We start from the raw sequence: 25,342 nt of genomic DNA on the forward strand, positions 1-25,342 counted from the left end.
TAAGGGAATAGTGTTTATTAAACAATGCTTTTTCTATTTTACTTACATGCCAGAAGTTTTTGTTTTTAACTTTCCCAAAAAGTACATCATTTAATTCAGTTGTATGCCAATACTTTGGATCATTAAACTCTTTATCAAGATTAAGTTCCTGATATTCATCATTAGCTTTTAATGGTTCATCCGTAACACAAGCCAGACCTTGGTAGTTTAACAATTTCGTCATTCCATAATGTTTAGCTACCATTTCATCCATAGTGAGGTTAAGTTGCCAAATAACATAATCTCTGGGACCATCTGATGCCAAATATAGTTTTTTTGATAAAGATGATAACTTATCAGCATCATATAAGTATTGCCATAATTCACTATACTCATCTTTCGTTGCTAAATGGTTATTTAAAGGGCAAAGGCTTCTAATTCCCCATCCATTTGCTTCTCTATCTAAAAGCCTATCACTGAGAATAGTAAACGTTTTATTTTTTATCTTATATTGCTTCGATGTTGTTAGTTCAAACTTACTTATTTTCTTAGTGGCAATGAATTTTAAATCACTCGATATAGCTCTTAAAAATAGAGGACACTTAGGGGCATCATCATAATGGATAACAACAGAGTCATTTTCATAAGAGTCATAATATTCAAGAGAGTAGTTCCATTGACAAGACGTTAAAACATCAAATTTTACATTTTTTAATTCAGCGCCTGTATTAGATAAAAATTCGATGTTAATTTTATTATCATCTATAAATTCAGTTTCTAATAATAATTCAGGAATAGGATTTAAAGGTAATTGCGTTCTCTCAATATCAGTTAGATCATTTGAAACGAGGCTTGCTGAAAAATAATCAGCAAAACCATATGTCATACCACTCGAGTGCCCATAACCAAAGCCATGAGCAATTTCATGATACCAAGTCGTGTAAGCTGAATTAGTAAAATGTCTGTACTTACTATACTCAGGTTTAGTGTACTTGTAGTAAATCGAAGCCCACCCACCTGTCGTTGTTTCAAATAACGATAAGTTTGGCGTACTTCCCCCTCCAACGCCTTCTGCTTTATATTCATTTCTCATCACTTTTAATGTTAATCGGTGACCTTCTGCACCAAATCGCATTAAATTTCTTTGTGAAATAGGAAGTAAATCGTCACTATAATTATCACAGTTTTCATTATTTAAACTGCACCGTCGTTCAAAAAAAGCATCTTTTTCTTTTGTATAATTAAATGTATTCGCCAATAAGTGCATATTAGCTAAATAGACCTCAATAATTTTTCTTTCTACTTCATCAGGTAAAGAATAACACGTTGTACCGTCACCTTCTTTTTCAGAACATAAATCTTGATAAGGCCCCATAATCATTTGAGGATTAAACATTTTAGTTTGACTTTCAAGTTTAATATCTGCTGGAGATACAGAATAAAAATCGAGTACACCAGAACTATATGGTGGTAATTGTTGTGATAATTGTATTAGCACTATATTACCGTCAAACTTAACAGAAACCATTTTTAAAGGTAATGATGTTTTATTATCTATGTGCCAGTAGCCATCAATATAATTGAAATATATATCTGTGAAGTTAAATTTATTGCTCGGTTCATTGTTTTCTATATTAGTGATAACAGCATCAACTATCGGTGTTTTTTTTGGTGATACCAGCAAGTTTGTCTCAGTATATTTTACATTTTCATATTTTATCGATGTCAACGGTTCCTTTTCAAATAAAGCTTCTATTTCACAATCATTATTTACGCTATCAATGGCATATAATTCACCTTTTAACTCGCCATTACATCCTTTTATAGAGATAAGCTTATTAAATTTACTTGGGGAAATAGTTACATTAGTTTTTTTATCTTTTTCTATATGAAAATCTGATGGTAACAACTCACCATCACCCTCAATTTTAGACGTTACGTGATATTTTTTCTTCTTAAATTCAGCATTAATGTTACAGCTACTTATATCATTAATAATATAATGTTCATTATCAAGGTAACCGTTACAGCCGGAAATTTTATGTAATATATATTGAGTATTATCTTTTATAATAAATCGGTTTTCTTTATCAAATACTAATAAATCTGAATGAGGAACGTTTACACCATCAACTGAAACAAGTAGGTTAATATCTTGTTTTTTTTCATTTTGATCCGGTCTCGGAAGCGTCTCATCTCCTTCTATATTCTCATCAACAACTGTTGAACCTTCAGGCTGAGGAGAAACATTATTTTCTATGTCTTCATCAACAACCGTTGAACCTTCAGGATGAGGAGAAACATTATCATTTATAACGGAAGGGTTTTCTGGGGGTAATACATCATTACTGTCAACAACGTCTTGCTCATTAGAGCGGGCAAAAGACTCTACATCAGATAAAGGTCCAATATCACTTTTTTCAATATCTTCCTTACAACCAAACATAGCCAAAAGCATAATTGAAACCACTATATATCTCACCAACCATCCCCTTAATCAATACAATTCAACCAAGAGCATACAGGGTGAGCATCTAGATGCATAATAAGTAATAGTGTATTCGATGATTCCTTAGCTCAACCTCTCATCTATAACTTAAACATTGATTTTATTGAAATTACCATGGCAGTCTTTGTTGATATTCAAAATTCCTTCTATGATGATAATTGCACTTACACTTATTCCAAAAAAGAATAGTCAAGATCATTAATATTAAATATCTATTAATAAACACAATACCGATTAAATACCTACAAACACTAACCAATGCGGTTATTAATATCCATTTCAAATAAAATATGCACCAGAATACATATCAATCCTTAATGAGACATCATGAAAACCAATCAAATTTATTAATATAATTATTTTAATCAATACCTTATAATCACTAACCACTATTACAGTGACATTTCATACAGTATTAGCGATATTCTCTTCTAGTCACTTTTTTTTAATCGCGCATTTTGTCCCTTTTTTTACCCATATTTCCCTCAGGGTATATTTCTTTACCTAGATAAATCTCACTTTTGTTGCTTAAGGGATTCCTTTATTACAATAATAAGTAAACTCAATTATGACTTTTAAGAATGCCCTTTTGCATTCACCTTATTTTAAAGCAGGAAGCTAATGTTATGGAATATTTAGAGAGAATTAAGCGTTTAGCTAAGGTTCAAGGTATTAGCCAAAAACAACTTGGCGAAGCTCTAGATCTTCAACAAGGCACGATGAGCCGTAAACTATCCGGCAAGTACGGCATTGAAGTTCGTGAACTAGAAAAAATTGCAGATACATTAAATACCTCTATTGGTTATATTTTAACAGGTCAGGTCGATACAGGTACTCAAGCAACAACAACAATCAGTACTGAGTTAGATAGTGCCGCGACATGCACTTACATCCCTGTTATTCACCGTAAAGACTTTTCAGCATATAACGACGGTAGCTCTGTCGAGGTGATCAGCAAGCGCGCGATCCCCCAGCACCTAGAGCGTGAAGAGTGTTTAGGCCTGTTAATCGATAACGAAAATATTTCACAATGTGCGCCTGTTGGTAGCTATGCGCTAGCGACAAAAAAAGCCGATTACCGTCCTAAGCAACCTGTTTTTGCTTCTGTTCGTGGTAGTGAGCCTGATTTTTACCATATGACGCAACTCGCTGATGGTGTTGTATTCTCTACATCACAACCTGATTTTCCTAACTTATTCGTTAATAACGATGAGTTTCAAATTCACGGTTACATCATCCAATCTGATTGGGCTTACGATCGCCTGTAATTATCAGAAAACATCGAATATACGAAAGCCTGCGAGAAATCGCGGGCTTTTTTATTTTCCTTTTCCCGATATCATTTCAATAGTTTACCGACTCAATATCTTTCCAGTACACTGAGACGCATTCGATTTGATTTAGGTATTCACTCATGCAAACAGTTATGGTCGCTTCAACCAACCCAGCAAAAGTTGCTGCTGTACGCGATGCTTTCTCTCTCGCGTTTCCTCTGCTTTGTTTTAATGTTGAAGGTATTGCAGCCCAAAGTGGTGTTCGAGATCAGCCCCTTACCAGTGAAGAAACCTTGTTGGGCGCTCGAAATAGGGTAAAACACTGTCGTGAACAATGTCCTGATGCTAACTACATTGTGGGATTAGAAGCGGGGATTGACGACAAATTTACCTTTGCATGGATGGTGATAGAGCATGACGGGCAATATAGTGAATCACGCTCAGCATCATTACCGTTACCGCCATTAGCCCTTGAGAAAATACAACAAGGCATGGAATTAGGTGACATTATGGATGAAATGTTTAACCAACAAAATGTGAAACAAAAAGGCGGAGCGATTGCGATGCTCACCAATGATTTATTAACGCGAAGCTCGGTTTATCAGCAAGCGTTAATCTTGGCTTTGATCCCTTTCCTTAATCCGCAATTGTTCTAATAAAAAATAGGATATTGTTGAAATAACAATATCCTATTTTCAACATGATTATTGCTCTGGTTTATTCTGCGCAAGAAAATTCGCTAACCATGCTTTTGTTTCATCATCCTGATGTTTTAACTCATTAGAACCTCGGGTGATTGTAGCAACACCGACCCCTAATAATTCACTGATCTTACGCTGACTACGTTCACCATTGAGTAATTCATGGACGATATTCACACGTGAAATTAATGCTTCTCGCTCATCATGAGTTAATAATACTTGGAATAACAACGCATCTCGCTCCTCTGCAGAAGCATGGCGGATCAAATCAAGTACATTCTGCCACTCGGTGAAGTCAGGGCTATCAGAAGTTGTTGTCATAGTTACCTCATCAGGTATGTCATCTTGCTGCAGTGTACCTTGATAATCTATCGACACCAAGATATCAGCCAGTAATTCTCGATATTACAAATAAGAAAAAGCCGAGTGTCACAACACTCGGCTTTTATGGTTAATCACGATAGTAAGTCACTGTTATTAATAACGGGCTTTTAACTCTTTCTGCGTTAATAACGGTGCCTTTTTACCCATTAGTTCATTGTAGTACACATCGAACATAAGCACATTTTGCACATAACCTCGGGTTTCATTAAATGGAATTTGCTCAATAAAGCTATACACATCTAACTTACCGTCGGTCTGTTTTCTCCACTGTTTTACGCGACCAGGCCCTGCGTTATACGAAGCAAAAGAATAAATACGATTATCGTCATTGTTATCTAGCATCATTTTTAGGTAGCCACTGCCTAAGCGAATATTAACGCCAGGATCAAATAAGCTTTCTTTACCAGCATAATCTCGGCCTAATTTCTTCGCTGTATGCGCTGCTGTTGCTGGCATTAATTGCATTAAACCACGCGCACCAACGTGTGATTGCGCATGAATATTTAAGGCACTTTCTTGTCGAGCTAATGCCATCATGGTAGATGTCGGTATACCCCGTTTTTTACTAAAGAAGTCAAACCACCATTTATGCGCGAGTGGGAAACGAAGTGCCATATGATCCCATAATTTACCTGAAATCGTCGCCTGAACCGCTAAGTGATGCCACTTATGTTTTTCCGCATATACCGCTAACTCACGTTTAGTTTGTACCCCTTGTACTCTCGATAATAAGTAGCCCCATTCACGGTTTGCTGTTATTAGCCTATCAGTATCTATTAACTCACCAATACGTTTTAAGGTCTTAGTATAAGGTTGAATTAACTTAGTCGATGTTGGCCCTTTTTGATTAGGGTATACAATCGGCTTATGTAAGATTGTTGCAGCAGCAGCACTATAAAAATCACGCTCACCTAACAGTGATTGATAAATTTTATCGGCTTGCTTCTTTTGCCCTTTTTTCGCAAGTAGCTGCGCTTGCCAGAATGTCCAACGAGAGCTGTCTTTCGCCTCTTTTGGCAAGCGATTGATCCACGTTTGTACGCCGCTCCAATCCGCTTCACGGATCGAATTACGAATACGACGTTCTAAAATACTCACGTTTTGGCTCGTTTTCAGTTTGCTATCACGCCATTTCGCTAACGCAGGATCACTGGTTGACATGAGTCGTGATGCCACCGCATCAGCCAATGCTTGCTTGGTTGCTTTATCAAAATGCTGGCCCGCAACCACTTGATTATATGAAGCAACAGCTTGCTTAACATCAGCACGCGCTAAGCGATAATAGGCCGCTTCAGTTAACGCTTGATTGAACTTGGTCACTTTGCTCTGTTTAGCAAAATCAGCCACGCCTTGAGGCTTATCTAATAGCGCAAGGATTTTGTCGCCCGTGGCTTGTGAACTGCCTGTTAGTTGCTTATCAAGATAGGTAGCTAAACTCTTATTCCCTTTCTTAAACGCTAGCAACATACGATCAAGAATCAAGGTATTAGTACGTTTACCCGCAGCCGTCCATGCTTCTAATAATGGGTCACAAACCGCAGGTAATGTTCCCCCCGTCTCCCACAGTTTCTCTACTCCCGCCCATGCTTGGCTTGCATGACCGGTTTGGCTCTTAGCATAAAAGTAAGAACATTTTAGAGAAGTACTACTTGGCTCTGTTGGCTGCATCGATAGGAAGTCACGCCATTTCTCAGCCCCTGCAAGATCAGACAGGTAGTTACGCTGAATGGTTTGGCTAAAAGGCAATGCCTTATATTGGTTAACAAAGGTTTTTACTTGGCTAGGTGTTTTATTATCTAAGTCTTTATTAAAGAGACGGTATTCCAAGTAAGGGTATAGCGGATACCCACCTAATTTACTTTTGTTGGCATTAAATACCGCCATGTTATTGTTATCAAACGCTGTTTGCGCCTGATCATACCAAGTACGCTGTTGCTCTAACGAGGCTGCCTGCACGGTAAACGTGCTAATCATGCCCAGTGATAACAGTGCAATCGAAAAAATATTGGGGGAAGTTGGAATGCGTGGCACTAGAAGCTCCATATCAAATAGATGAAAGTAGAATCCCAGTTGCTTGGGCTAAACGGTACCAGCAACTACATCTGAGACAATCATATTAGCAAATAATTCATAAGCCTATTCAGATAATGGAATAGCCTTTTGTTACATTTATGCGAAATCAACCTGCTTTTTTGAGTCAGTTTTTTTATTGCTCTCGCCACCAAATATAAACAATTCTGTTAAACTTCAGTCCAGAACAGGTAAAATATTCCCTTTCATTTTTTAAGTAGAGATCACACACGGATATGGCTGATTACGTCTATACCATGTCGCGAGTGGGAAAAATCGTCCCACCTAAGCGTCAAATTCTAAAAGATATTTCACTGAGCTTTTTCCCTGGCGCTAAGATCGGTGTCCTCGGTCTAAACGGTGCAGGTAAATCAACATTACTACGTATCATGGCGGGTATCGATACTGATATCGAAGGTGAAGCACGTCCACAAGCAGGCCTAAAAATTGGTTACCTACCACAGGAACCAATCCTAGACGAAAGTAAAACGGTACGTGAGATCGTTGAAGAATCAGTGTCTGATGTAAAAGAAGCACTGATCCGTCTTGACCAAGTATACGCAGCTTACGCAGAACCTGATGCAGATTTTGATGTACTTGCTAAAGAGCAAGGCGAGCTTGAAGCACTAATCGAGACCAAAGATGGTCACAACCTAGGTATGCAACTTGAGCGTGCAGCAGATGCACTTCGTCTTCCAGAATGGGATGCTGTGATTAAGAACCTATCCGGTGGTGAGCGTCGCCGTGTTGCTATCTGCCGTCTACTGCTTGATAAGCCTGACATGCTCCTACTTGACGAACCAACCAACCACTTAGATGCTGAATCTGTGGCATGGCTTGAGCACTTCCTCGTCGATTACAGCGGTACTGTTGTGGCTATCACGCACGACCGTTACTTCCTAGATAATGCTGCTGGCTGGATCTTAGAGCTTGACCGTGGTGAAGGTATTCCATGGCAAGGTAACTACTCTTCATGGCTAGAGCAAAAAGATGCACGTCTAAAACAAGAAGCATCTCAAGAGCGCGCGTTACAGAAGACTATCGAGAAAGAACTTGAGTGGGTACGTCAGAACCCTAAAGGTCGCCAAGCGAAATCGAAAGCACGTATGGCACGCTTTGAAGAGCTACAAAGCAACGATCACCAAAAGCGTAATGAAACTAACGAGCTATTCATTCCACCAGGTGAGCGTCTAGGTGACAAAGTTATCGAAGTGAACAACCTAACCAAATCGTTCGGTGATCGCGTACTTATCGATGACTTATCATTCAGCATGCCTAAGGGTGCTATCGTTGGTATCATCGGTGCCAACGGTGCGGGTAAATCTACCCTATTTAAGATGCTAAGTGGTACAGAGCAACCTGATTCAGGTACTATTGAGCTAGGTGATACTGTGAAACTGGCATCGGTTGAGCAGTTCCGCGATAGCATGAACGACAACAACACGGTTTACCAAGAGATTTCTGAAGGCGCTGATATCATCAAGATCAACAGCTTTGAAATCCCTGCGCGTGCATACGTGTCTCGCTTTAACTTCAAAGGTAGTGACCAACAAAAACGCATTGGTGATCTATCTGGTGGTGAGCGTAACCGTGTTCACCTTGCGAAACTACTTAAAGCAGGGGGTAACGTATTACTCCTCGATGAGCCAACCAACGACCTTGACGTTGAAACGCTACGTGCACTAGAAGAAGCGCTACTAGAGTTCCCAGGCTGTGCAATGGTGATCTCGCACGACCGTTGGTTCCTAGACCGTATCGCAACACACATCCTAGACTACCGTGACGAAGGTCAGGTGAACTTCTTTGAAGGTAACTTCACTGAATACGCTGATTGGCTTAAGAAAACGCTAGGCTCAGATGCGACAGAACCACACCGTATCAAGTACAAGCGTATTGCTAAATAAGCAATTCACTCGTGATAAATGAAAAAGAGCGGCTTCGGTCGCTCTTTTTGTTTATTAATAAAACAAGGGAGATAAGACCATTAAACTGCAAGGCTATTACACAAATGAGAGACAGGTAACTAGCAATAATTAATCTAAGCACATAGACTCTAGCTTCAGAAATTGCTCAATGTGTCTTCTTTCATGATATTTAATATAAAATCGCTTGCTACCCAACTACATAAAAGTAATAAAAAAGCATTACTGATTAATAGTTTTCGTTATGGGGCCCTTTTTCTGCTTTGTGGCGCGCTTACCTATAGTACACATGCCATATTTGAGCTTTATACCTCAGCCCAAAGCTCCCACCAGCAAGTCTCTAAACTACAAAAACAAGCCTTAGAGCTCAGTGCATCATTATCTGAAGAAACCGCATTAAATAGAACGTTGAACGCGACAATAGAGCAAAAAAAACAAGCCTTAACAATACTTAATCAACGTATTGATGATATGGAGAGTGTGCTGGGATTAGGTGAAAAAAATAAAGATCTTGATCTTCAAAAACGCGTTAATACCGCTGCGATCAATTCGGCGGTAAAAGCTACCCTGTTTCAGCTTATTCCTAATGGTGAACCCACTCCAAATGTACAATTAACATCAGGGTTTGGTACCCGTGTGCACCCTATAACTAAACAACGAAAAAGGCATGATGGTTTAGACTTTGCGGCAAAAAGCGGGACGCCTATTTATGCCCCAGCCGATGCGGTAATAGAAAAAGCGAAGAGCAGCAAACATGGTTATGGTAATCAACTGATCTTAAATCACGCCATGGGATTTGTATCGACTTACTCCCATATGAGCAAATTTAATGTCAAAGCAGGACAATTTGTGAATAAAGGGGAATTGATTGGCTGGACAGGAAATTCAGGTCTTTCCACAGGCCCTCATCTCCATTATGAGATCCACTTTTTAGGAAAACCGTTAAATCCACGTCCCTTCGTCAATTGGGATATTAAAAACTTCGACACGATCTTTAAAAAAGAACCCAATGTGCAATGGGCATCCTTACTCGACACGGTGGGTAGTATGGTTGAGATGCAGATACAGCTTGCTTCTAAAAATCATGAAGCAACATTTCAAACCGTTAATCAGCCGAAATCAAATCCCAAACAAACCAACACACCTTAACGGTGAGCGATAACGAAAAACGAGAGGCACGGTTCTTTATTCAAAAGAAACACCTCTCGCATTTCATTAATTGATCAGATCTAACAGCTCATGAATGGTTTTGACAGGCGTGATCTTCGCCCCTAAGCCTTCCATCGATTTATGGTAATTACGGTAAGGGATAAAAATTTCGGTAAAACCATGCTGCGCTGCTTCTTTTACCCGAGGTACACCGCTATCAATTGGGCGCACATCACCGTTAAGACTGAGCTCTCCCATAATGCACGTAGTACGCGGCACCACAAATTCATTCAGACTACTTAACAACGCCGCCACCAGCGCCAAATCAATACAGGTTTCCGACTCGTCAATTTTCAAGCCGCCAACAATATTGAAAAAAGTATCGTGATAAATCTTGGTCTTCGCATGTTTACGTAAGATCCCCGTTAGCATCTTTATCCGGTTCATATTCAACCCCACACAAACACGCTGTGGAAACTCACCTTCAGTTTCAGTGGTTAAACACTGGATCTCTAACAATAGGTTACGGTTACCTTTTCGAATACAGGTAATGGCAGAGCCTGAAGATTCTGTTGTTGAGCCAGATAAAAAGATCTCACTTGGATTATCAACACTGAGCATACCGCGCTCTGTCATACGGAAAATACCTACCGTATCAACATCACCAAAACGGTTTTTATTGGCACGCAATGTACGTACCTGCCCATCATTGGTATCAATGTGCAGCAGAGAATCGACAATGTGAACAAGGGTCTGAGGACCGGCAATTTCATTGTTTTTATTCACATGTGCGATCAAAAACATCGTCACATTATTTTGTTTACAGTACTGCGTTAATGCTTGCGCTGCCGCCTTTACTTGCGATGGCGAACCCGGACTACCATTGGCAAGCTCTGTTGATACCGCCTGAATGGAGTCAATCACCGCAAACTTGATTTGCTTAACTTCAAGCTCTGCGATGATCGCTTCAACACTGGTTTCCGCCATCAGATATAAATTATCTTCATTGCAATTTAACTTAAGTCGGTTTACACGGTTCTTAAACTGCGACAGAGATTCTTCTGCTGTACAGTAAAGTGATGGCATCAGCTGTGACATCCGAGAAACCAGATCTGACAATAGCGTTGTTTTACCCGCCCCTGGATCACCAGAAATAATATTCACTGATCCCGTCGTTAAACCACCGCATAACACACGATCAAGCTCGCCAATGCCCGTTAGCATTTTTTCAGCTTCAACGGTTTCAACTTCATTGAGTTTTTTAGAACCGCCCCCCACAACACCCGCATAGCCGCCAATACTTGAACGTGCCGAGCTACTGGTTAAGCCAGACTTGGTGTTAGGGATCGTAAATTCAGTGATCGTATTCCACGATTTACATCCAGAGCACTGACCTTGCCAACGAGCAAAGTCCATCCCACAATCACTACAAACATATGCTCGTTTTGCTGCTTTTGCCATTCTTTACCCTAAATGTCTAATCCATCGAATAAACCAATATTATTCAATGTAAACCTCAACTTAAATGTGAATTTTTGTTACTTTACATTAAACTTTTATCACCATTAGCAGATAATACTATCAGTGAATCTTTTAACAGAAAATAAAATGCAGTTGGACGATTACAAAGCACTCATAGAGCAACTACTACCTGCTTATGGAAGTGAAGATTTCCACCAAGTTTTTGATAGTTTAACCAGTAATGAATCAGGGCCGATCAAACTCCGTATCAAAATGGAAATTAATCGGTTAATGGCCCCGTGCAAAAAAATCATTGATTTACGTGGTCGTGTAAAAGGTCAATGCCGCTCTTATACTTTTAATGGTCAAACCCATTGGCTTGATGATGTTGCTATTAATATTCTTCACCGCCGTAGTAAGGTCTTCAATAATCAATATTGCGTTGGTCTCTATGAGGCCTTGGTGAACACGCATAATAATTTTAGAGAATTACATCAACAAGGTGAGCGTGCAACATCGACGGAGAAAAAAGTAACCACAGAGTTATTTACCGCTAATTTGATCCGTTTTGGTCATTATCTCCATCGAGAAGAAAACCGACTGCAAATTAGCACCCCCGTAACTATCAGCATTCCTTTTAATCAACAGATCTGGGGAATGACAACGGATCTTTCGTCATCAGGAGCGAAATTTAAAGTCCCTTCGGCCTTTAGCTATCGGTTAGGACAGACTATTGATGCTTACTTCCCACAATTGGCAGAAATACACAATGAGCCTCTTTTAGAGCAACCTCATCGCTATCGGGTATTAGGCATTGATGATAACCCTGAAGACGCTAGCTTTAAATGGCTACGTCTCATTGCGCTAAGTGAAAATGAAGCGTTAAAAAAGCTGATCATCGCTAGTCAAAATAAAGGCATACTCCGCCATCGAAATAATCATGAAGATAAAATTATTCAGGCGCGTACCCAAGGCTATGAACATTGCTTTCTTAAACATACCGTCGGGCTGCCTCTCTTTTTCTCTGATACTGAGCTTAAATACGCTTTACTGACCGATCACAACCGTTATTTATGGCAATACTGGCACGATGAACGTAATCAGCCTGTGATCAATCAATTATTATCAGAGCAGCGTATTGCTTCACTTGGACATAAAGGGCTAAAGCAATCTAGCACCTTAATTTATTGCTTCCATCACGATCATCAAGGCCAACGCTATTTTTATTCTGCCGCCTTACCTGAAATGGACCAAGAGCAGCGCCGTATTTTTTGGCAATTAGGCTCGCACCGCGATAGCTGGCGAGTGATGCGGTTGACGGTTTACCCTTTACGTCAACAAGAGCTTGAAAAGCTCAATGATGTTGCTCCCGAAATGATTGAGAAATTTCAAGATCTCACCCATGTAGGGGTTCTGCAAGATATCACCCATAAAAATACCCAATCAGATTATCGTTTAACGCAGAAATCAACATTATCCAGCCAAGCGATCAGTCCTTTTAGGCATCCGAAAAATCCGGTTTGTTTAGCTGAAGCGATCCATTTTGATCCAAAACCTCAACGCAGTGAATCACGTTTTAGCTATAAAACAACGATCTCGTTATATCAACAAGGGCAATTAATTAGCCATGGTCATTCGATCGACTTTTCGAGCCGTGGACTCAATATTAATCTTGATACGCCATTTCGCTGCAAAAAAGATGATCCCGTTACGATTAAATTTGAGCAACTACAGCGCTTAGCTAAGCTCGATATCTTAGGCCGAATGCCCTATCAAGTGATTCGTACTAGCCCTGACGGAAAAAATATCCAACTTACGATACGCGATAGTCAAGAATCACGTGTCGGTGAAAAGTTTTTACGTAAACTTATTCAAAATAATGAAGAAAGGTTCGCTCTTTGTGAGGAGCAACTTCCCTCGCCTGCTATGTTACTTGCTATGCACCAAATGCTATTAACCCGTTTAAATAGCATTCCTTATTTTGCCGAAAAGATAGATCACAAAATAAAAGTCAAAGCTGTTGGATCAAACTTTCCATTGTCGCCACTCGCTGATATTTTTTATCAACTGGGAGAGCAAAAACATTTTGAACTTGGCTTACTGTTTAAGCGTCGAGTAAAAGAAATGTTAGCGTATCCAATGCGTCCTATCGAGAATATACGTGAGCCTTATGTTCATGAACTCTACATCGCTTTTGAGCAAATTGATGGCAAGGTAAAAAAGATAGCAGTCAAAGCCAGCTATGAGTTTGAGAGCATCGAAGAGCGTATTCGCTTTATCTCATTTGCACGTAAAAGCGGTAGCTTTATCGCTATTCGTGTCACCGCCTTACCTATTTTTAATCCTTTAACAGCATTAATTGGTGAAAAACTGAGTGAATTGGCGCGTTTAACTCTCCATCGAGCACGAGCTTTAGAAGCCGAATTTATTTCTTTGATCGGTTGCGGCGAAATCTTTGATATAACAGATGAAGTGTTAGTTCGATTAGAGATCAGCTAATAACGCTTTTCTTTAGCCATTAAAAAAGCCGTTGATCGTTTCTATAATAAATAGAGACAATCAACGGCTTTTTATCTATTTCTAAATGGCTTACCAGCTTAGTCGTTGCGGTACGAGCGATGCTGATAAGATACATAAAATACCACCGAGATCAGCGTGGCGGATCACGGCAGGTGCTTGTTGTTCAACTTTCGGTTTCGCGTGATAAGCAATCCCTAAACCTGCCGCTTTCATCATCACCAGATCATTTGCTCCATCACCTACAGCGACCGTATTGTGTGGTTCGATATCATATTGCTCAGCAAGACTTTGCAAGATATTCGCTTTTGCTTGCGCATCCACCACATCACCAAGAACATTCCCCGTTAATTTACCATCAACGATTTCTAATTGATTTGAGAACGCCCCAACTAAGTCTAACTCTTGCTGTAAATAATCAGAGAAATAAGTAAAGCCACCCGACGCAATCGCGACTTTCCAGCCATAGGCATGCAATGTTGCCACTACTTCACGCATCTCAGGCATAAAGGGTAAGTTTTCTTTTACTTGAGCCAATATCGCTTCATCGGCACCTTCGAGTGTACCAACACGTTGACGTAAACTCTGCTCAAAATCGAGTTCACCTTGCATCGCTCGCTCTGTCACTTCAGCGACTTGCTCTCCCACACCAGCTAACTTAGCGATTTCATCAATACATTCAATTTGAATCGCGGTAGAGTCCATATCAAAAACAACTAAACCTGGCTCCGCTAACTCAGGAAGATCGGAAAGCTGGAAGTAATCTAACTGTAATTCAGCCAGTGTTTGCTCTGCTTGCTCAGTAAGATCATTCGCGATCGTGAAAACATCATAAGATCCCACTTTCCAGCCGGCCAGCAATTGAAGATCACCGTGTACTGCACTATTTAATAATTCAACATCATAATGGCTAATATTTTTCCCATAAAATAACCATTGCGCTTGGCGTTTATCACCATTGGTTACCGTTAATAATTGTGGGAAACGTTTATACAGCGTGGGGTGTTTTTTTATTTTCAGCACGTACTCAATATCCATATTATTTATCCTAAAAGTAACTTATTGCTATATTACGATGATTTAAATGGCAATATCGTAATAATGGTGCAATTTGTCGCTACTTCTTTACAAACTACCGATACTGATAGTGAAGAGCAACCCAAAAATGTTACTAAACTGTAATGAAACATAGTTAATTTTCACTTATTTATCTTAAATAAATACAATAAAAAGAGTAATTATTTATGACTAAATATCAGAACGGACATTTAACCATCTGTTTTTATTACTAATAAATCAAATAAACAGGGATATTCTTAACGACTCTATTATCGTGTAAAATACCATCAGAACACAGCAAAGGTTAACTCGATGATAAAGTGGAAAAAGAAACGCTGGCAACATCTAGGACGGCTTTCTGTTCTCCTATTATGTGGCTTAGTATTAATTGGAATGCTGGAATACAGCGCGCTCTTAACCCAGCGTAACTACCAAATGCTAAGTGAGCAAACTCAAACATTATCACGTATGTTAGTACGACAAGCGGCAGAAAATGCAGCCAGTGATATTACGGATAATAACCAAGATAAATTACAAAAATTGGTGAATAACTTATCCGATGAGCCATTAATTTTGGACGCCACTATCTACAATATTGAAGGTGTGACCTTGGCGAAAACCGATAACTCAATGCCATTGACACAACTGACAGGGCTATCAACACCGCTTGCGATGGCCAGCATTGGTCGCCAGCAAATTGTTGAGCCTATTTTTGCTAATAAGCATGTGATTGGTTTTGTTCGTATTACGCTTGAGCACAATAAATTGTTAGCCAATGCCAAAGACCAAATTCATTATATGACCCGTATTATTCGAGGCTTAACACTGGCTTCATTGATGATTGGGGTGTTGCTTGCTTTTACCTTCGGTCGCAGAAAGGATATTTGGCACTTCCCGTTTTTTCTTACGGCAAACGCGAAAGACTAAATACGGTTTGTTAATCGCAGGCAAATTAACAAGATAAAAAAAAACGGAAACAGCCGAGCTGTTTCCGTTTTTTTGTGCGCAATCAGTAAAGATTATGCTTCTGCATCACCTAGGATCACAGAATCTAACGCGATTTCAATCATCTCGTTGAATGTTAATTGACGCTCTTCCGATGTTGTTGCTTCGCCACGTAGGATGTGATCAGAAACAGTACAGATAGTTAATGCTTTAGCACCAAACTCAGCTGCAACACCATAGATACCAGCCGCTTCCATCTCAACACCAACGATGCCGTACTTATCCATTGTTTTGAAGAATTCAAAATCAGGATTGTAGAACAGATCAGCAGAGAAGATATTACCCACTTTAACTGGGATACCTTTCGCTTTTGCTGCATCTACCGCATTTTGTACCATGCCGAAATCAGCAATCGCTGCAAAGTCATGACCGCCAAAACGAATACGGTTTACTTTAGAATCTGTTGATGCGCCCATACCGATAACAACATCACGTAACTTAACGTCATCACGTACAGCACCACAACTACCCACACGAATGATTTTCTTCACACCAAAATCTTTAATTAATTCTGTTGCGTAGATAGAACATGATGGAATACCCATACCATGGCCCATAACTGAGATCGTGCGACCTTTGTATGTGCCCGTGAAGCCTAACATACTACGTACGTTACATACTTCTTTTGCATCATCTAGGAAAGTTTCAGCGATGTATTTAGCACGTAGCGGATCGCCCGGCATTAAAACGACATCTGCAAAATCACCCATTTCAGCATTAATATGTGGAGTAGCCATAGTTGTATCCTTTTCCTAATTTTAGTTAGCTGTCAGTGTTGAAAATTAATCACTAACGTTTAGCTAAACATGCTGTGATTGCCCGACATTATAAAGTGGAAAATGCTGAACAATCATGTCTTTTAAAGAATAAATAAGGGTAAATAAGGTTTACCCTTATTTTAAATTTTAGTTATAGAAACGACTTACCGTATTCCATATCTGTTGTACCGAAGTACTCAGCTAGGCTCTGACCAATATCAGCAAAGCTTTCACGTAAACCTAATGAGCCCGGCTTAATCTTAGGTCCTGAAACAAGTACAGGAATATGCTCACGTGTATGATCAGTACCAGGCCATGTTGGATCACAACCATGATCGGCGGTAATGATCAGTACATCGTCACCTTGAAGTAACGCTAAAATCTCAGGAAGACGGCGATCGAAATACTCAAGCGCAGCCGCATAACCCGCAACATTACGACGGTGACCGTAGGCTGAATCAAAATCAACAAAGTTGGTAAATATAATAGTGTTGTCACCCGCTTGTTTCATTTGTTCAAGTGTTGCATCAAATAAAGCAGGAATACCTGTCGCTTTTACTTTGCTTGAAATACCACAGCCAGCATAGATATCAGAAATTTTACCAATCGATACCACTTCACCTTGTTTTTCATCAACAAGCTTTTGCAAGATCGTTGCTGCTGGCGGCTCAAGCGACAAGTCACGGCGATTCCCTGTACGCTCAAATTGACCTTTACCCGCACCGATAAATGGACGCGCGATAACACGACCAATGTTGTAATCTTCTAGCTCTTCACGCGCAATTTGGCAAAGCTCTAATAAACGCTCTAAACCGAATGTTTCTTCATGGCACGCAATTTGGAATACTGAGTCAGCAGACGTATAGAAGATAGGCATCCCTGTCTTCATGTGCTCTTCACCCAAATCATCAAGCACTTGTGTACCTGATGCATGGCAGTTACCTAAGAAACTATCTAAACCTGCACGAGCAAGAATACGATCGGTCAGTTCTTTAGGAAAACTGTTTTCTTTATCGCTAAAGTAACCCCATTCAAACAATACGGGTACACCGGCAATTTCCCAGTGACCAGACGGTGTGTCCTTACCAGAAGAAAGTTCTTGCGCATGGCCATAAGCACCAGTGATCTCGGAATTTGGATCCATGCCTTCAGGGAAGCTACCGCATGATTCTTCACACGCTTTCGCTAAACCAAGCTTAGTTAAATTAGGTAAGTGTAATGGACCGTTGCGATCGCCATTATTGGCTTCGCCACGCGCACACGCCTGTGCTATATGGCCTAAGGTATTTGCACCTACATCACCAAATTTATCAGCGTCTGCAGAGGCACCAATACCAAAAGAATCTAGCACTAAAATAATTGAACGTTTCATCGTTACTCCATTACACATCTTGTTTGGTGATACGTCGGTAAACTTCAGGTGTCGCTTCAGGTTTGTTCTCATTCACTGTAATATTACTGCGAATCGCTTTCGCTGCTTCTTCCCATTGCGCTTCAGTACGAGCATGTACCATTGCAAGAGGGGTATCAGCGTAAACTTCATCACCTAAACGGATCATGTCGCTAAAACCAACCGCATAGTCAATATTATCGCTAGCAACACGACGACCACCGCCCATACCAACAACCGCCATACCTAAGCCACGCGTATCCATAGCATGAGCAAAACCTGTTGTTTCAGCAAATACTGGTTTTACAATCTCAGTTTTCTCTAAATAGTTGTCATAATTCTCGATAAAATCAGTAGGGCCACCTAAGCCTGCTACCATTTTACCAAACCGCTCAGCGGCTTGACCGTTGTCTAATACGGCCTGTAGTTTTACACGCGCTTGTTGGGTATCAGTTGCTAATTTACTGATCACTAACATTTCAGCACACAGTGCCATGGTGACTTCAAACAAACGAGAGTTACGGTATTCACCAGTTAGAAACTGGACCGCTTCACGCACTTCAACTGCGTTACCCGCACTTGATGCTAAGACTTGGTTCATGTCCGTTAGCAATGCAGAAGTACAAGTGCCAGCACCATTTGCAACAGCGACAATTGATTTCGCAAGCTCTTCAGAGGCTTGGTACGTTGGCATGAAAGCGCCAGAGCCAACTTTTACATCCATTACTAGATAATCTAAGCCAGCCGCCAATTTCTTCGACAAAATAGAGGCGGTAATAAGTGAGATATTATCAACCGTCGCGGTTACATCACGAGTTGCGTACACACGTTTATCCGCTGGTGCTAAATCACCGGTCTGACCAATAATTGCCACACCGGCTTCTTTGGTTACTTTACCGAAAACGTCATTAGTTGGTGTGATGTTATAACCAGGGATAGCTTCTAACTTATCTAATGTCCCCCCTGTATGACCTAAGCCACGACCAGAGATCATCGGTACATAACCACCACATGCTGCCACCATTGCACCTAGCATCAGTGAAGTAACATCACCGACACCGCCAGTTGAGTGCTTATCAACAATAGGACCATCAAAGTGCATGTATCCCCAATCAATCACCATGCCTGAATCACGCATCGCACAAGTTAAGGCAACGCGCTCATCCATCGTCATATCATTAAAATAAATCGCCATTGCAAATGCGGCGATTTGGCCTTCAGAGACGGTGTCTTTCGCTACACCTTGAATGAAAAAGTTAATTTCATCGGCGCTTAATTCAATATTGTCACGCTTTTTACGAATGATTTCTTGAGGTAAGTACATGCTGTTCCTCTTACTTTTAATTCAGCGAAGTAGGGTCACCAATGCTTAAATTGTGTTTTATTTTGCTTTATTTCTAAATTTTAGGTGCAAAAAAGGCAACAACCGCGAAAATGCAGTGCTGGAAAAAGCCAATTCAAGAATTAGTACGGCATTTATAATGCCGACAAAGAGTTAAAACAAGGTGGCACATCACCACCTTGTTTACAAAGGATTAGTAGCCGCCTTGCGCCGCTTCTTCACCTTCACCTAGTGTGTGTAACAAATTAGCAAGTAAGCTCGATGCACCAAAACGGTAGTGACGGCTATCAGCCCACTCTGCACCAAGAATATCATCAGCCATTGCTAGGTATTGCTGTGCATCTTCAGCAGTACGAACACCACCAGCAGGCTTAAAGCCAACAGTTTTAGCAACGCCCATATCTTTGATCACGTTAAGCATGATTTGTGCGTATTCTGGTGTTGCATTAACAGGCACTTTACCGGTTGAGGTTTTAATAAAATCAGCACCAGCTTTAATTGAGATTTCAGATGCTTGCTTAATTAGCGCTTCAGTTTTTAGCTCACCCGTTTCGATAATGACTTTAAGCAGTACGTTATCACCACATGCCGCTTTACATTGCTTCACAAGTTCAAAGCCAACCTCTGCATTACCCGCCATAAGTGCGCGGTATGGGAATACTACGTCTACTTCGTCAGCACCGTAAGCCACTGCCGCTTTGGTTTCTGCAACAGCAATCTCGATATCATCATTACCATGTGGGAAGTTCGTTACCGTTGCAATACGTACATCTGGCGTACCTTGCTCACGTAGTTGCTTTTTCGCTACTGGGATAAAGCGAGGGTAAATACACACTGCTGCAGTATTACCAACCACTGTTTTTGCATTCTTACAAAGCTCGATCACTTTTGCGTCAGTGTCGTCGTCATTCAGTGTTGTTAAATCCATTAATTTAAGTGCACGTAGTGCAGCAGTTTTTAAATCGCTCATGACTATCTCCAGTCGTAATATTACATTTAAAGCGCTTAGCTATAAGGCTCTAAATATCAGTATAAACGAAGGTAAAGCGCTAATGATTATTCATTAGGCTACCGAATGCAGTAAGAACTACTGCAACAAATGAGCGGACTTGATTCCTTGAAGTTTTAGTAAGTGAATACTTACCAAATGACTTATCCCTATTCCCGCGCAAGAGCCGAACAACTCGCCCGCTCTTACAAATCGCTGTATTTGTTAGGCTCAATAATAGCAAGACCGCCGTCTTAAGCCTATCAAACTTATGTTTCCACCAGTGGATAATGTGTTTACTAAAATAGAGAATCAGAAACAGTTAATGAGCACTTCTGACGTCACTATTTACTGCTGAGTCTGATACTACCTGTCTCAACACACTTATAATCTTTAGCATAAGAATAGCAGAGTGGAATATAAGAAAAGGGAACGCAATCGATTTTATGAAGTTAATTTAGAACAATAGCCATAATGTTTACTTTTCCTGTTGATAACCAAAAGTATCAGGCATAAAAAAACGCCCCAATTTTCATTGAGGCGTTCTTCTTTATTCAGTTATCTCTGCAATTACATTGCTAAAGAGATAAACAGACCAGCAATCGTTGCAGACATTAGGTTAGATAATGTACCTGCTGCTACTGCCTTCATACCAAAGCGAGCAATCTCTGCACGGCGACTTGGAGCAAGGCCACCTAGACCACCAAGTAGGATTGCAACCGATGATAGGTTTGCGAAACCACATAGTGCGAATGAGATGATAGCTTTCGTCTTCTCAGTCATTGCAACACCTGTTTGTGCTACAACCATACCGCCATCTGCCACGTCTTTTAAGTACGGTGCAAAGTTTAAGTAAGCCACGAATTCGTTAACAACAATCTTCTGACCAATGAATGAACCCGCCACTTGTGCTTCACCCCATGGCACACCAATTAGGTACGCAAGTGGTGCGAAAATGTAACCTAGGATAAGTTCTAGTGTCAGCTGAGGCATACCAAACCAACCACCAATGCCACCTAGCATACCGTTGATTAGTGCGATTAGACCGATGAATGCTAGTAGCATCGCACCTACGTTTAGCGCAAGCTGCATACCTGATGATGCACCGGCCGCTGCTGCGTCAATAACGTTAGCTGGTTTTTCAACGCCTTCTTCGTCGACACCAGCAATCTGCTCTACAGGCTGCTCTGTTTCTGGCTTGATGATTTTAGCAAACAATAAACCACCAGGGGCTGCCATGAATGATGCTGCAATTAGGTACTCTAGAGGAACACCCATTGATGCGTAACCTGCAAGTACACCACCAGCAACTGACGCCAAACCACCACACATTACTGCAAATAGCTCAGACTGAGTCATTTTAGGAATGAATGGACGAACAACTAGTGGCGCTTCTGTTTGACCAACAAAAATGTTTGCTGTCGCTGACATAGATTCAGCGTGAGAAGTACCCAATACTTTACGTAGACCACCACCAAGGATGTTGATAACAATTTGCATCACACCTAGGTAGTAAAGAACACTGATCAACGCGGAAAAGAAAACAATAACAGGAAGAACGCGTAGTGCGAATACGAAGCCGCCACCACCGAACACTTCAAACATTTTGTCCGATGTTAGACCGCCAAATAGGAAATTGATACCGTCATTACCATAAGCAATAACATTAGCAACTGCCTGAGACATGCCATATAGCACATCACGACCAACTGGTACATAAAGAACGAATGCACCTAATAAAAATTGGATAGCGAACGCGCCTCCAACAGTACGTAGATTAATTGCTTTACGGTTGTCTGATAGTAGTACCGCAATAAGTAGCAGTACAACCATCCCAACCAGGCTCATAAACATGCTCATGGTTTATGTATATCCTATTAAGTTAAGTTTGGCGTCTCGACAATTCGGCTCTATTAAGAGTCGGGCGCATTATACCCATCGATGCGCGGACAAAGTAATGCTAAGTTCACAATTTTGATGCCACAATCATGAAAGAGTTAATCGATACGTGAACACCATCACAAAAAGTTCACCCATGAAACGCAAACGTTTTACGCAATCGTTTACCTTTTGCACCAAGATCACGATGGGATTTTGAAAAGTTCATGTGCCGTTAAGGTTGTCGCTTCAGTGACAGACTCGATACTTATCCCTTTAAGAGACGCAACCGTATTCATTACATAAGCGATTCTTTCCGGTCTGTTCGGCTGACCTTGGAAACCACAGACGGGCATATCTGGCGCATCGGTTTCTAACACAATCTCAGAGAGAGGTAATTTCGCGATAGTCTCTCGCGTTTTTTTCGCACGCTCATAGGTGATAGTACCGCCAACACCAATTTTTAAGCCTAGATCTATTAATTGAACTGCTTGCTGATAACTGCCACTAAACCCATGATAGACCCCACCTTGAGATGGCGTATCTGCTCTTATGGCTCGCACTAATTCAGGAAAGGCTTTGCGGCAATGCAAAATAATTGGCAGTCGATAGATATTCGCTAACTGTAATTGTGCTTGTAACCATGTTTGTTGTAATTCTCTATCAAGGGTTTCAATGGCAAAATCTAGTCCACATTCACCTACGGCAACACATTTTGAATATGGTTGTTGAAGTGCTTCCTTCAACTCAAAATGTAAACGCTGACAAACATCACTCGTATGCTCAGCACTAAAGAAAGGATGAATACCTAAACCGTAATAAAGTGCGGGATAGCGCTGACATAACAGCTGTACTTTAGCCCAATTCGATTGCCCTACCGTTGGGATCACTATCTGGTTAACCCCTCCCTCTTGCGCCAATGCCAATGCTCGCTTTGGGTCATCATTAAAGGGGGGGAAATCAAAATGGCAGTGGGTATCTATCATAAATATTCCTGTAGTAACTAATACGTAAATAGTGATGATTCAATATAATCTTAATATTATTTCTAACTACCCTTAATGATTCTTATACACCTAGATTGAGTCTCGCGCTAAAATCAGCGACAATAAGCAGTAACTCACTCCATTCATTCTGTTCTGTTGCTTTGCTTGATGTAATACGGCAGCAACGGAGTACTTTTATTAAAAAAGAACACGCTAATGTCGCAAACTCAGTTTCAGGGCGAAGTATCAAAACGTCGTACTTTCGCTATCATCTCTCACCCCGATGCGGGTAAGACCACCATTACTGAAAAAGTACTGTTATTCGGAAACGCTATCCAAAAAGCCGGTACAGTAAAAGGCCGTGGTTCAAACCAACACGCCAAATCAGACTGGATGGAGATGGAAAAAGAACGTGGTATCTCGGTAACTACATCTGTAATGCAGTTCCCATATAACGAGTGCCTAGTAAACCTTCTTGATACTCCAGGACACGAAGATTTCTCTGAAGATACTTACCGTACCCTAACCGCTGTTGACTCATGTTTAATGGTTATCGATGCGGCAAAAGGTGTCGAGGATCGTACTCGTAAGTTAATGGAAGTGACGCGTCTACGTGATACACCGATTGTTACTTTCATGAACAAATTGGACCGTGATATTCGTGATCCAATGGAGCTTCTTGATGAAGTAGAAAATGAATTAGGTATGGCTTGTGCCCCTATTTCATGGCCTATCGGTTGTGGTAAAGAATTCAAAGGTGTTTACCATATCCACCGTGATGAAACGATCTTATACAGCACAGGTCAAGGCCACACAATTCAAGAGCAACGCATCATTAAAGGATTGGAAAATTCTGATCTTGATGAAGCTGTTGGTACAGAGCTTGCGGAACAACTTCGTGAAGAGCTAGAGCTTGTAATGGGCGCATCAAATGAATTTGATGAAGAGCTATTTTTAGCCGGTGAACTAACACCAGTATTTTTCGGTACCGCACTGGGTAACTTTGGTGTTGATCACATGCTTGATGGCTTAACGGCATGGGCACCTGCACCACTTTCTCGCCAAGCGAATGAGCGTGAAGTTGAAGCAACAGAAGAGAAGTTTTCTGGCTTCGTATTTAAGATCCAAGCAAACATGGATCCTAAACACCGTGACCGTATTGCCTTTATGCGTATTGTATCGGGTACTTACACCCAAGGTATGAAGATGAACCATGTTCGTACTGGCAAAAATGTAAGTATTTCTGATGCGGTAACATTTATGGCAGGTGATCGTTCTCGCGCAGAAACGGCTTATGCTGGTGATATTATCGGCCTACATAACCACGGTACGATTCAAATTGGTGATACCTTCACTCAAGGTGAAAGCCTGAAGTTCGCAGGTATTCCTAACTTCGCACCAGAATTATTCCGTCGTATTCGTCTTAAAGATCCACTAAAGCAAAAGCAGCTATTAAAAGGTCTGGTACAGCTTTCAGAAGAAGGTGCGGTACAGGTATTCCGCCCACTGCAAAACAACGATTTGATCGTTGGTGCGGTTGGTGTACTTCAGTTTGATGTGGTTGTTGCCCGTCTTAAAGCGGAATATAACGTTGAAGCAATCTATGAAGGCGTTAATGTAGCAACTGCGCGTTGGGTTGAGTGTAATGACGTGAAAAAACTCGAAGAGTTTAAGCGTAAGAACCAATCTAACCTTGCTCTAGATGGTGGCGATAATCTCTCTTATATCGCCCCAACGATGGTTAACTTAAACCTTGCAAAAGAGCGTTTCCCTGAAGTTGATTTCCGTGCAACTCGTGAGCACTAATCACCTCAGCTAGATAGAACAAAGCCGAGCATCACGCTCTAATGCCGTTCGGATAAGCATCATCGTTTATACCTAAACGGGTACTTGGATGGCACAAAGAGGACTGAACGTGGAAACGTTCGGTCCTTTCTTTTGTCCGGCAGAATAAAGTGACTGACGGCCTC

General features: G+C 40.8%; 18 protein-coding genes. 7 read left to right on the top strand and 11 right to left on the bottom strand.

What is annotated here, in order from left to right; all coding sequences use genetic code 11:
- Positions 1-2,437, bottom strand: a 2,437-nt coding sequence (locus C9J41_RS21030; protein ID WP_107294979.1) for a hypothetical protein, incomplete at its 3' end; no start/stop codon positions are given.
- A gap of 677 nt (positions 2,438-3,114) precedes the next feature.
- On the opposite strand from C9J41_RS21030, the gene C9J41_RS21035 reads away from it, so the two are divergent.
- On the top strand, positions 3,115-3,756 hold the full coding sequence (locus C9J41_RS21035; RefSeq protein WP_045128392.1) for a helix-turn-helix transcriptional regulator: 642 nt from the start codon (positions 3,115-3,117) through the stop codon (positions 3,754-3,756).
- A gap of 146 nt (positions 3,757-3,902) precedes the next feature.
- Positions 3,903-4,418, top strand: a complete 516-nt coding sequence (yjjX, locus tag C9J41_RS21040) for an inosine/xanthosine triphosphatase (RefSeq protein WP_107207308.1) — start codon at positions 3,903-3,905, stop codon at positions 4,416-4,418.
- Positions 4,419-4,466: 48 nt separating this feature from the next.
- On the opposite strand, the gene trpR is transcribed toward yjjX, so the two are convergent.
- Both trpR and sltY read right to left on the bottom strand, forming a co-directional pair.
- Positions 4,467-4,784 (bottom strand): trp operon repressor, encoded by a 318-nt coding sequence (gene trpR, locus C9J41_RS21045; protein ID WP_107207326.1) that lies wholly within the window; start codon positions 4,782-4,784, stop codon positions 4,467-4,469.
- 156 nt (positions 4,785-4,940) lie between these two features.
- Complete coding sequence (gene sltY / locus C9J41_RS21050; protein WP_107207307.1) at positions 4,941-6,890, bottom strand: murein transglycosylase; 1,950 nt, start codon at positions 6,888-6,890, stop codon at positions 4,941-4,943.
- Between the two features lie 263 nt (positions 6,891-7,153).
- On the opposite strand from sltY, the gene ettA reads away from it, so the two are divergent.
- Together ettA and C9J41_RS21060 are read left to right on the top strand one after the other, a co-directional pair.
- The gene (gene ettA / locus C9J41_RS21055) at positions 7,154-8,821 is read left to right on the top strand and encodes an energy-dependent translational throttle protein EttA (protein ID WP_107246717.1); all 1,668 of its coding nucleotides are present in this window, start codon (positions 7,154-7,156) and stop codon (positions 8,819-8,821) included.
- A 183-nt stretch (positions 8,822-9,004) separates the two neighbouring features.
- On the top strand, positions 9,005-9,988 hold the full coding sequence (locus tag C9J41_RS21060; protein ID WP_107294980.1) for a M23 family metallopeptidase: 984 nt from the start codon (positions 9,005-9,007) through the stop codon (positions 9,986-9,988).
- Positions 9,989-10,054: 66 nt separating this feature from the next.
- Here C9J41_RS21060 and radA read toward each other — a convergent pair whose 3' ends face one another.
- A complete protein-coding gene (gene radA, locus C9J41_RS21065) occupies positions 10,055-11,449 on the bottom strand; it encodes a DNA repair protein RadA (protein ID WP_005369493.1) in 1,395 nt (464 codons plus the stop codon).
- Between the two features lie 147 nt (positions 11,450-11,596).
- Here radA and C9J41_RS21070 point away from each other — a divergent pair, with 147 nt between their 5' ends.
- On the top strand, positions 11,597-13,948 hold the full coding sequence (locus tag C9J41_RS21070; protein ID WP_107294981.1) for a PilZ domain-containing protein: 2,352 nt from the start codon (positions 11,597-11,599) through the stop codon (positions 13,946-13,948).
- Between the two features lie 90 nt (positions 13,949-14,038).
- Here the strand turns inward: C9J41_RS21070 and serB are convergent, their stop codons facing one another.
- A complete protein-coding gene (serB, locus tag C9J41_RS21075) occupies positions 14,039-15,004 on the bottom strand; it encodes a phosphoserine phosphatase (protein WP_107207303.1) in 966 nt (321 codons plus the stop codon).
- A 333-nt stretch (positions 15,005-15,337) separates the two neighbouring features.
- On the opposite strand from serB, the gene C9J41_RS21080 reads away from it, so the two are divergent.
- Positions 15,338-15,952, top strand: coding sequence for a YtjB family periplasmic protein (locus tag C9J41_RS21080; RefSeq protein WP_107290864.1), 615 nt, complete (start codon positions 15,338-15,340; stop codon positions 15,950-15,952).
- A gap of 92 nt (positions 15,953-16,044) precedes the next feature.
- Here C9J41_RS21080 and deoD read toward each other — a convergent pair whose 3' ends face one another.
- The 6 genes from deoD to C9J41_RS21110 all read right to left on the bottom strand — a co-directional run bounded on the left by deoD (position 16,045) and on the right by C9J41_RS21110 (position 23,372).
- Positions 16,045-16,767, bottom strand: a complete 723-nt coding sequence (gene deoD, locus C9J41_RS21085; RefSeq protein WP_107207301.1) for a purine-nucleoside phosphorylase — start codon at positions 16,765-16,767, stop codon at positions 16,045-16,047.
- Positions 16,768-16,939: 172 nt separating this feature from the next.
- A complete protein-coding gene (locus C9J41_RS21090; RefSeq protein ID WP_107246722.1) occupies positions 16,940-18,160 on the bottom strand; it encodes a phosphopentomutase in 1,221 nt (406 codons plus the stop codon).
- 10 nt (positions 18,161-18,170) lie between these two features.
- Complete coding sequence (deoA, locus tag C9J41_RS21095; RefSeq protein ID WP_107294982.1) at positions 18,171-19,502, bottom strand: thymidine phosphorylase; 1,332 nt, start codon at positions 19,500-19,502, stop codon at positions 18,171-18,173.
- 211 nt (positions 19,503-19,713) lie between these two features.
- Positions 19,714-20,490: a deoxyribose-phosphate aldolase gene (deoC, locus tag C9J41_RS21100; protein ID WP_107207298.1), complete on the bottom strand. Its 777-nt coding sequence runs from the start codon at positions 20,488-20,490 to the stop codon at positions 19,714-19,716.
- 588 nt (positions 20,491-21,078) lie between these two features.
- Complete coding sequence (locus C9J41_RS21105; RefSeq protein ID WP_107207297.1) at positions 21,079-22,368, bottom strand: NupC/NupG family nucleoside CNT transporter; 1,290 nt, start codon at positions 22,366-22,368, stop codon at positions 21,079-21,081.
- Positions 22,369-22,589: 221 nt separating this feature from the next.
- Positions 22,590-23,372: a TatD family hydrolase gene (locus C9J41_RS21110; RefSeq protein ID WP_107260488.1), complete on the bottom strand. Its 783-nt coding sequence runs from the start codon at positions 23,370-23,372 to the stop codon at positions 22,590-22,592.
- A gap of 216 nt (positions 23,373-23,588) precedes the next feature.
- On the opposite strand from C9J41_RS21110, the gene prfC reads away from it, so the two are divergent.
- Positions 23,589-25,178: a peptide chain release factor 3 gene (gene prfC, locus C9J41_RS21115; protein ID WP_107207295.1), complete on the top strand. Its 1,590-nt coding sequence runs from the start codon at positions 23,589-23,591 to the stop codon at positions 25,176-25,178.
- Positions 25,179-25,342 lie beyond the last annotated feature (164 nt).

This window comes from Photobacterium sp. GB-50, from assembly GCF_003026755.1.
GTDB lineage: Bacteria > Pseudomonadota > Gammaproteobacteria > Enterobacterales > Vibrionaceae > Photobacterium.